Source organism: Streptomyces sp. NPDC047981, from assembly GCF_040653315.1.
Classification (GTDB): Bacteria; Actinomycetota; Actinomycetes; order Streptomycetales; family Streptomycetaceae; genus Streptomyces.
In genome coordinates, this window is sequence record NZ_JBEZNQ010000159.1 from 1 (window position 1) to 6758 (window position 6758).

The window sequence follows — 6758 nt, forward strand, 5'->3', positions numbered from 1 at the left end:
GCCGTGTGCGCCGAAGCGGCGGCCGCCGCTTCGGCGGCCCGTTCGGCGGAGGCGGCGAGCGCCGACTCGGGCAGCGGGGCGGAGAGGATCGCGGCGATCTCGGGGCGCGGGGCGGGCGGGGGCGCGCAGATCCCGGTGAGGTCCTTGGCGCGGACGGCCCGGGTGATCCAGGCCCGGTCGAGGACCCGGCGTTCGTCGGCCTCGGCGACGAGGTCCTCCGACTGGTTGTAGTCGCCGTCGGCGGCCTGGACGGCCCAGAGGTGGACGGCGACGCCGTGCTCCTTGGCGGACATCAGGCCGGGCAGCAGGTCGCCGTCGCCGGTCACGAGGACCACGTCGGAGCAGGCCCGGTTCCTGGCCAGCTCGGTCAGCTCGGCGTGCATGGCCGCGTCGACGCCCTTCTGGGCCCAGCGGCCGTCGCTGCGGGTCAGCGCGCCGAGCCGGACGGTCACCCGGGGCATCACGCGGAGCCTGCGGTGCTCGGGCTGGGGCACCCGGTCGGGTGCCCCGTCGAACCAGTAGATGCGCAGCAGGGGCTGCTCGGTGTCCGCCTCGGCCCGTTCGCGCAGGTTCTGGATGAGCGCGGCATGGTCGACGGTGATCCTGGAACGGGCCGGTTCCCCGGCGAGAAGGCTCGCGGCGGCGCCCAGCAGATAGCCGGCGTCCACCAGAACGACGCAGCGGTCCACGTGTTCCACCCTCTTTCGGGAACCTCGGGATCGGAAGTTGCTTCGGGTTTCCTTCGAGTCTGCCCGAATGCCGGGAGGTTGACGGTCGGAACTGGATCATCGGCGTGGCGAATGTCACTCCGCCCGGGCCCGCCGGCCCATTCACTGTCGGTAATGATCCAAAATGCGGCGGTTCACCCCGTGTGTGAGTCTGACAGCGGCCCTGGCCCCGAGATCCCTTTGAGGAGGCATCACCATGGCCAAGAATCGCAAGCAGAACCGTAGTCAGCAGCAGTCCTCGCCGGCCGAGCGCGGCGCCCAGCAGGCGCAGCAGTCGGCGATGGAGTCGCAGGCCGAGCAGCGCGCCTCGCAGGTCACTCCCGGTGACATGGCACGCAAGGGCCGTCAGAAGCGCTTCGGTCACAACTGACCGCGCGCAACCCCGGAAGGGGCGCACCCGTGACGACGGGCGCGCCCCTTCCGCGCGTACGGGCGCAGGCCGCGCCGGCGGCCGCTATCCGGCCAGGCAGGACGGGCCGAGCAGCACCTTCAGATCGCCGAAGAGCGCGGGATCGGGGGTGACCCGGTGCCGGTCGAGCCGCAGGACGGTCGTGGTGCGGGGGCCCTGGAGCTTGATCCGTACCTCGGTGTTGCCCTTGTGGTGCCCGAGGATCTCGCCCAGTCGGCTGACCATGGGTGGGGTGACCTTGACCGTCGGGATGGTGAGGATGACGGGCGCGTTGGTCCCGGCGTTCGACAGGTCGGGGACCATCAGCTCCATGGCGACGAGCCGGGGCACGTCCTCGCGCTTGTCGAGGCGGCCCTTGACGAAGACGACGGTGTCCTCGACGAGCTGGGTGGAGACCAGCTGGTACGTGGCCGGGAAGAACATGCACTCGATGGAGCCGGCCAGGTCCTCGACGGTGGCGATGGCCCAGGCGTTGCCCTGCTTGGTCATCTTCCGCTGGAGCCCGGAGATGATGCCGCCGATGGTGACGACCGCGCCGTCCGCGTGCTCGCCGCCGGTGAGCTGGGAGATCGCCGCGTCCGTCTTGTCGGAGAGGACGTGCTCGATACCGAAGAGCGGGTGGTCGGAGACGTAGAGGCCGAGCATCTCGCGCTCCTGGGCGAGCAGGTAGGACTTCTCCCACTCGACGTCGGAGAACTCGACGTCCAGGCCGAAGCCGGGCTCGTCGCTGGTCTCGTCGCCCATGCCGCCGAACAGGTCGAACTGTCCCTCGGCCTCCTTGCGCTTGACCGCCACCACGTTGTCGATCATCGGCTCGTGGTGCGCGACCAGGCTCTTGCGGGTGTGGCCCATCTCGTCGAAGGCGCCGGCCTTGATCAGCGACTCGATGGTCCGCTTGTTGCAGACGACGGCCTCGACCTTGTCGAGGAAGTCGGGGAAGGTGGAGTACTTGCCCTTCGCCTTGCGCGATTTGATGATCGACTCGACGACGTTGGTGCCGACGTTACGGACGGCGGAGAGGCCGAAGAGGATGACGTCGTCGCCCTGGGCGGCGAAGTTCGCCTCCGACTCGTTCACGTTCGGCGGCAGGACCTTGATGCCCATGCGGCGGCACTCGTTCAGATAGACCGCGGACTTGTCCTTGTCGTCCTTGACCGAGGTCAGCAGCCCGGCCATGTACTCGGCCGGGTAATTCGCCTTGAGGTACGCGGTCCAGTAGGAGACCAGGCCGTACGCGGCGGAGTGCGCCTTGTTGAAGGCGTAGCCGGCGAACGGCACCAGGACGTCCCAGAGGGCCTGGATCGCCTCGTCGCTGAAGTCGTTCTTCCGGGCGCCCTCCTGGAAGATCGTGAAGTTCTTCGCCAGCTCCTCGGGCTTCTTCTTGCCCATGACGCGGCGGAGGATGTCGGCCTCGCCGAGGGAGTACCCGGCGATGATCTGGGCGGCCTTCTGCACCTGCTCCTGGTAGACGATCAAGCCGTAGGTGACCGCGAGCACCTCTTCGAGCGGCTTCTCCAGCTCGGGGTGGATCGGGGTGATCTCCTGCTGCTTGTTCTTGCGCAGGGCGTAGTTCGTGTGCGAGTTCATGCCCATCGGGCCCGGCCGGTACAGGGCCGAGACGGCGGAGATGTCCTCGAAGTTGTCGGGCTTCATCAGGCGCAGCAGGGAGCGCATGGGGCCGCCGTCGAACTGGAAGACGCCGAGCGTGTCACCCCGGCAGAGCAGTTCGTACGTCTTGGGGTCGTCCAGCGGCAGGGCCAGCAGGTCGAGGTCGATCCCCTTGTTGCTCTTCACCATCTTGACGGCGTCGTCCATGATCGTGAGGTTCCTGAGGCCCAGGAAGTCCATCTTGATCAGGCCGAGCGACTCGCACTGCGGGTAGTCCCACTGCGTGATCGTCACGCCGTCGGTGTGGCGCACCCAGATCGGGGCGTGCTCCACGATCGGCTCGCTGGACATGATCACGCCGGCGGCGTGCACACCCATCTGCCGGACCAGGCCCTCGACGCCCCGGGCCGTGTCGATGACCTTCTTGACGTCGGGCTCGTTCTCGTACATCGCGCGGATCTCGCCGGCCTCGCTGTAGCGCGGGTGCGAGGGGTCGGTGATGCCGTTGAGGTCGATGCCCTTGCCGAGGACGTCGGCGGGCATGGCCTTGGTGAGCCGGTCGCCCATGGCGTAGGGGTAGCCGAGGACGCGCGCGGAGTCCTTGATGGCGTTCTTCGCCTTGATCTTGCCGTAGGTGCCGATCATGGCGACCTTGTCGGAGCCGTACTTCTCGGTCACGTACCGGATCACCTCGACGCGCCGACGCTCGTCGAAGTCGATGTCGACGTCGGGCATCGAGATGCGCTCGGGGTTGAGGAACCGCTCGAAGATCAGTCCGTGCGGGATCGGGTCGAGGTCGGTGATGCCCATGGCGTACGCGACGATCGAACCGGCGGCGGAGCCTCGGCCGGGGCCCACCGCGATGCCCTGCGCCTTCGCCCACATGATGAAGTCGGCGACCACGAGGAAGTAGCCGGGGAAACCCATCGAGATGATCGTGTCCATCTCGTACTCGACCTGCTTCAGGCGGTCCTCGGGGATGCCGCCGGGGAACCGGCGGTGCATGCCCCGCATGGTCTCCTCGCGGAACCAGGTGACCTCGGTGAACCCCTCCGGGATCTCGAACTTCGGCATGAGGTTCTTCTCGACGAACATGCCGTCGGTGTTGATCTGCTCCGCGACCAGGAGGGTGTTGCGGCAGCCCTCCTGCCAGGCGTCCGAGGAGTCGATGGCGTACATCTCGTCCGTGGTCTTGAGGTAGTAGCCGGTGCCGTCGAAGCGGAAGCGGTCCGGGTCGGAGAGGTTCTTGCCGGTCTGGATGCAGAGCAGGGCGTCGTGGGCGGTCGCCTCGTGCGCGTAGGTGTAGTGCGAGTCGTTGGTGACCAGCGGCGGGATGCCGAGCTTCTTGCCGATCTCCAGGAGCCCGTCACGGACCCGGCGCTCGATCTCGATGCCGTGGTCCATCAGCTCCAGGAAGTACCGGTCCTTGCCGAAGATGTCCTGGTACTCGGAGGCGGCCTTCAGGGCCTCGTCGAACTGGCCGAGGCGCAGCCGGGTCTGCAGCTCTCCGGAGGGGCAGCCGGTGGAGGCGATCAGGCCCTCGGACCACTGGGAGATGGTCTCCTTGTCCATCCGGGGCCACTTCTGGAGCCAGCCCTCGGCGTAGGCGTCGGAGGAGAGCTTGAAGAGGTTGTGCAGTCCGGTGCTGTTCGCGGCCCAGATCGTCTTGTGGGTGTAACCACCGGAGCCGGATACGTCGTCCCGCTTCTGGTGCGGCTGACCCCACTGGATCTTCCGCTTGTTCCGCCGGGACTCGGGGGCGACGTACGCCTCGATGCCGATGATCGGCGTGACCCCGGCCTTCTTGGCCGAGTGGAAGAAGTCGTACGCGCCGTGCAGGTTGCCGTGGTCGGACATGGCGATATGGGTCATGCCCATCTCGTTGCACGCGTTGAACATGTCCTTGAGCCGCGCGGCACCGTCCAGCAGCGAGTACTGGGTGTGGACGTGAAGGTGCGTGAAGGGCGGCTTGGTCACGGCGGGAGGCCTCCGGAAACGCTGGCTTACAGGCTGCGGACAGTCTGGGGGGACAGCGTGGAAGTCTACGTCGGCGGACTGACAGTCGGCGGGCACTCGGGAGTACGGTCGCGCGTTGAGAGACTCAGAACACCTGTCCCAATTGTCATGAACAGTCTTGCAGCCAGGAGGCATCTCGATGTCGGTCCCCCAGCCCACCGCCACGGAGCGCGGTGAGCAGATCCTCACCGTCTTCGACACCGCCTTCGGAGAGCTGCTCGCGGCCGACCCCGCCGCTTTCCGCGTCAAGTTCCGGAAGATGGCCGGCTCCGCCTTCGCCTTCTACCGGGGCACGGCCTGCCTCTTCTACGCCGACCTGGAGAGCGAGCGGCGCGACGGTCCGTATCTGGACGAGCGGACCGGCCGGGTGTGGATCCACGGCGATCTGCACGCGGAGAACTTCGGCACGTACATGGACGCCAACGGCCGCCTGGTCTTCAACGTCAACGACTTCGACGAGGCGTACGTCGGCCCCTTCACCTGGGACCTGAAGCGGCTCGCCGCCTCGCTCGCGCTGATCGGCTACGCGAAGGCGCTCAGTGACGAGCAGATCACGGAGCTGGTGCGGGTCTGCGCCGCCGCCTACCGGGAGCGCATCCACGCCCTGGCGACCGGCGCCAAGGACGACGAGCTGCCGCCCTTCACCCTGGACACGGCCGAGGGCCCGCTCCTGGACGCTCTGCGCGTGGCCCGCTCGCTGACCCGGTTCGGGCTGCTCGACTCGATGACCGAGATCCGCGAGTACGAGCGCCGCTTCTCCTCCGGCGGCGGCTCCATCGAGCTGGACGCGGCGACGCGCTACAAGGTGCTCGCGGCTTTCGACGGCTATCTGGAGACCCTGCCGGAGTCCTCGCTCGCGCGCCCGGACTCGTACCGCGTCAAGGACGTCGTCGGGCGGCGCGGGATCGGCATCGGCTCGGCCGGTCTCCCGTCGTACAACATCCTCCTGGAGGGCAACAGCGACGCCCTGGAGAACGATGTCGTCATCTACATGAAGCAGGCCCAGACCCCGGCCGTCTCGCGCCACGTCACGGACGCCGCCGTGCGGGACTACTTCCGGCACGAGGGGCACCGCACGGTCATCTCGCAGCGGGCCCTGCAGGCGCACGCGGACCCGTGGCTGGGCTGGACCGAGCTGGACGGCTCCGGGCAGCTGGTCGCGGAGGTCTCGCCGTACGCGGTGGACCTGGACTGGTCGGACATCGACGACCCGGAGGAGATCGCGGCGACCGTGGCCGACCTCGGGCGGGCGACGGCGACGATGCACGCGGCGGCCGACGACTCCAGCGGCCACTCCCTGGTGCCGTTCTCCACGGAGCGGGCCATCGACGCGGCCATCGCGGCCGACGAGGAGGGCTTCGCCGAGCTCCTGGTCGACTTCGCCCACAGCTACGGGGCACGCGCGCGTGCGGACCACCAGATCTTCGTGGACCTGTTCCGCAACGGCCGGATCCCGGGCCTGTAGGCGGTTCACAGGAAGCCCTTAAGGGGCCCCTACAGGAAGACATGGCACACTCTCCAGCGACTATGGACATATCAGGGAAGCGGCTCAGGGGGCTGCGGGCGGCGCTCTTCACGGCACTGGTCGTGACGCTGTCCGCCGGTTCCCACGTCCTGCTGTCCCAGGTTCCGCTGCCGCTGCTGACCGTGGGGCTGCTCTCGGCCGGTGTCTTCGCCGTCGCGTACGCGCTGGCCGGCCGGGAACGGGGCTTCGGCCCGATCGCCGGGCTGCTCGTCCCGCTGGAGCTGGCCGCCGACACGATCTTCACCACCGGCCAGGCGGTCTGTTACGGGCCCGCCGGCGGCCCGGTCGCCGGCTCGCTGCGCGCGGTGGGCGTGGACGTGCTGTGCGGCGGCGCCGTCGGCACTCCGCTGCCGGGTGTCGCCGCGCCGGAGAGCGGGACTCCATCCTCCAGGCCAACCTGGCGCAGGCGACAGTCACGCAGAACGAGGACATGCGCAAGATCACGTCCTGGGCGGCCATCATCGCCGTACCG

4 protein-coding genes and 1 pseudogene are annotated in these 6758 nt (G+C 68.4%); 3 read left to right on the top strand and 2 right to left on the bottom strand.

Translation table 11 applies throughout. The annotated features are described in order from the left end of the window. On the bottom strand, positions 1 to 698 hold a 698-nt coding region (locus AB0E14_RS38970; RefSeq protein WP_362430077.1), incomplete at its 3' end, for an NYN domain-containing protein. A 226-nt stretch (positions 699 to 924) separates the two neighbouring features. On the opposite strand from AB0E14_RS38970, the gene AB0E14_RS38975 reads away from it, so the two are divergent. Next, complete coding sequence (locus AB0E14_RS38975) at positions 925 to 1098, top strand: hypothetical protein (RefSeq protein WP_362430080.1); 174 nt, start codon at positions 925 to 927, stop codon at positions 1096 to 1098. A gap of 84 nt (positions 1099 to 1182) precedes the next feature. On the opposite strand, the gene dnaE is transcribed toward AB0E14_RS38975, so the two are convergent. Further along, positions 1183 to 4722, bottom strand: a complete 3540-nt coding sequence (gene dnaE / locus AB0E14_RS38980; protein WP_362430083.1) for a DNA polymerase III subunit alpha — start codon at positions 4720 to 4722, stop codon at positions 1183 to 1185. A 178-nt stretch (positions 4723 to 4900) separates the two neighbouring features. Between dnaE and AB0E14_RS38985 the strand changes: the two genes are divergently transcribed. Both AB0E14_RS38985 and AB0E14_RS38990 read left to right on the top strand, forming a co-directional pair. Next, entirely contained in the window at positions 4901 to 6226 is a 1326-nt protein-coding gene (locus AB0E14_RS38985; protein ID WP_362430086.1) for a DUF2252 domain-containing protein, read from the top strand. A 62-nt stretch (positions 6227 to 6288) separates the two neighbouring features. Continuing rightward, positions 6289 to 6630: pseudogene (locus AB0E14_RS38990) on the top strand (hypothetical protein); the annotation flags it as partial. Positions 6631 to 6758: the final 128 nt, after the last annotated feature.

Bases quoted from the DNA above. Each gene is read 5' to 3' on its own strand.
- AB0E14_RS38985 (WP_362430086.1), top strand. From the start codon at position 4,901: ATGTCGGTCCCCCAGCCCACCGCCACGGAGCGCGGTGAGCAGATCCTC.
- AB0E14_RS38975 (WP_362430080.1), top strand. From the start codon at position 925: ATGGCCAAGAATCGCAAGCAGAACCGTAGTCAGCAGCAGTCCTCGCCG.